This window comes from Pantoea sp. CTOTU46764 (genome assembly GCF_031974595.1).
Taxonomy (GTDB): domain Bacteria; phylum Pseudomonadota; class Gammaproteobacteria; order Enterobacterales; family Enterobacteriaceae; genus Pantoea; species Pantoea trifolii.
In genome coordinates, this window is the sequence record NZ_DALYOQ010000026.1 from 3362 (window position 1) to 5569 (window position 2208).

At 58.2% G+C, this 2208-nt stretch carries 3 protein-coding genes; all 3 read left to right on the forward strand.

Features of this window, described 5'->3' with window-relative positions:
- The coding region (locus RTM06_RS11010) for an NtaA/DmoA family FMN-dependent monooxygenase (protein WP_312182136.1) at positions 1–887 on the forward strand (887 nt) is incomplete at its 5' end.
- Positions 888–907: 20 nt separating this feature from the next.
- Positions 908–1714: a MetQ/NlpA family ABC transporter substrate-binding protein gene (locus tag RTM06_RS11015; protein WP_179452337.1), complete on the forward strand. Its 807-nt coding sequence runs from the start codon at positions 908–910 to the stop codon at positions 1712–1714.
- 2 nt (positions 1715–1716) lie between these two features.
- The coding region (locus RTM06_RS11020; RefSeq protein ID WP_312182140.1) for an ATP-binding cassette domain-containing protein at positions 1717–2208 on the forward strand (492 nt) is incomplete at its 3' end.

Below are 2208 nucleotides of genomic sequence, written 5' to 3' on the forward strand. Positions count from 1 at the left end.
ACGATCAGGCCGATGAGTTTCTCGATGTCACCTACAAGTTATGGGAAGGCAGTTGGCAGGATGATGCGCTGGTGCAGGATAAAGCCCATCGGCGCTACGCCGATGCCAGCAAAATCCATCAAATCAATCATCAGGGCGAGTTTTATCAGGTGCAGGGTTATCACCTGAGCAGCCCGTCACCGCAGCGCACGCCGCTGCTATTTCAGGCCGGTTCCTCGGCGCGCGGCGTGCAGTTCGCCGGACGTCACGCCGAGTGCAGCTTTGTCAATGCCGCGTCACCCGCCGCGATGCGCGAGCAATCGACGCGCTTGCGCCAGGCGGCGGTGGAGGCCGGACGCCATCCTGACGATCTGCGCATCTTTATGGGTGTCAGCGTGATTGTCGCGCCCACCGAACGCGAAGCGCATGAGAAGCATCAAAACTACCTCGATTATGCCAGCCCGGAAGCGGGTATCGCGCACTTCTCCAGCTCGATTGGCCTGGATCTGGCGGCGTTCGAACTTGATGAGCCGATTCAGACCGGCGACACGCGCGCCATTGAATCAGTGAGCAAAGCTTTCAGCGGCTGGACGCGCCGCCGTTTGCTGGAGCAGCACGCGATGGGCAGCCGCTATCCGCTGATCGTCGGCAATCCGAGCCAGGTCGCGGATGCATTGATTACGTGGATCGATGAAGGCGATATCGACGGCTTTAACCTGACGCGCATCCTCAATCCGCAGAGCTACCGCGATTTTATCGATCTGGTGGTGCCGGAATTACAGCAGCGCGGCCGCTTCAAGACCGCGTATCAACCCGGTTCGCTACGCCAGAAAATTTTTCAACAGCAGGACCGCTTGCCTGATCGCCATCCGGCGGCGCGCTGGCGCGACGGCGTTAACCTTCGTTAATTTAACCTCAGGGATCTGATATGAACATTGCACGTCATTTTGCACTGGCTGCCAGCGTCGCACTGCTGGCGTTTAGCGCCGTCGCCGCCGAAAACTACAGCGGCCCGCTGAAAGTCGGTACCACCGCCGCCTTTGCACCGCCGCTGGAAACCGCAGTTGCCGAGGCGAAGAAACAAGGCTTGAACGTCGAGCTGGTGGAGTTCACCGACTGGACCGCGCCGAACGTTAGTGTGGAAAACGGCGATATCGACGTGAACCTGTTCCAGCACAAGCCGTTCCTTGAAAACGCCAATCAGCAGGGCGGATTCCATCTGGTGCCGTTCGCGCCAGCGATCATCAATAACATCGGCCTCTATTCGAAAAAACATACCGCGATTGACCAGATTCCTGATGGCGGCACGGTGGCGATTGCCAACGATCCAATCAACGGTGCGCGCGGCCTGCTGCTGCTGCAAAAAGCCAAACTGATTACCTTAAAACCAGGTGCGGGCCTCAAGTCTACTGTGGATGACATTGTCAGCAATCCGAAGCATCTGAAGATTATCGAAGTGGAAGCGGTGCAGCTGTCGCGTTCGCTGGATGAAGTCGATTTAGCGCAGGGTTATCCGCACTATCTGCGCCTGTCGAAGACCATCGATCCGAACAATGCGCTGCTTTTCGATGGACTGGAGCATCCGGAATACGTGATTCAGTTCGTGATCCGCGACGGTCATCAGAACGATCCACGCCTGGCGAAGTTCGTTGATATCTACCAGCATTCGCCGGTGGTGCGCGCCAAACTTGATGACTTCTACGGCAAGCTGTATCAGCCGGGCTGGAGCCAGTAAGTATGGTGAGCCTGACGCTACCTGGCGAGCGCGATGCGTTGCTGTCACCGACGGCTGAGACGGCGGGGAAAATCCACGTGCAGATTCGTGGCCTGAGTAAGCGCTATCCCGGCCAAACTCAGGACGCGCTGAAGGAGGTCGATTTGCAGGTTAAGCGCGGCGAGATTTTCGGCATTATTGGGCGCAGCGGCGCGGGTAAATCGACGCTGATTCGCTGCCTTAATCGGCTGGAAAATCCTACTCGCGGTCAGGTGGTGATTGACGGGATTGATCTCGGCACGCTGAGCGATCGTCAGCTGGTAGATTGGCGACGCGGTACCGGCATGATTTTTCAGCACTTCAATTTGCTGTCGGCAAAAACGGTGCGGGAAAACATCGAGCTGCCGATGAAAGTGGCGGGCGTGCCTGCGGCGGAGCGGCGGCGCAAAGTGGATGAACTGCTGGCGTTGGTGGGCCTTGAGCAGCGCCAGCACGCGTGGCCTGCGCAGCTATCC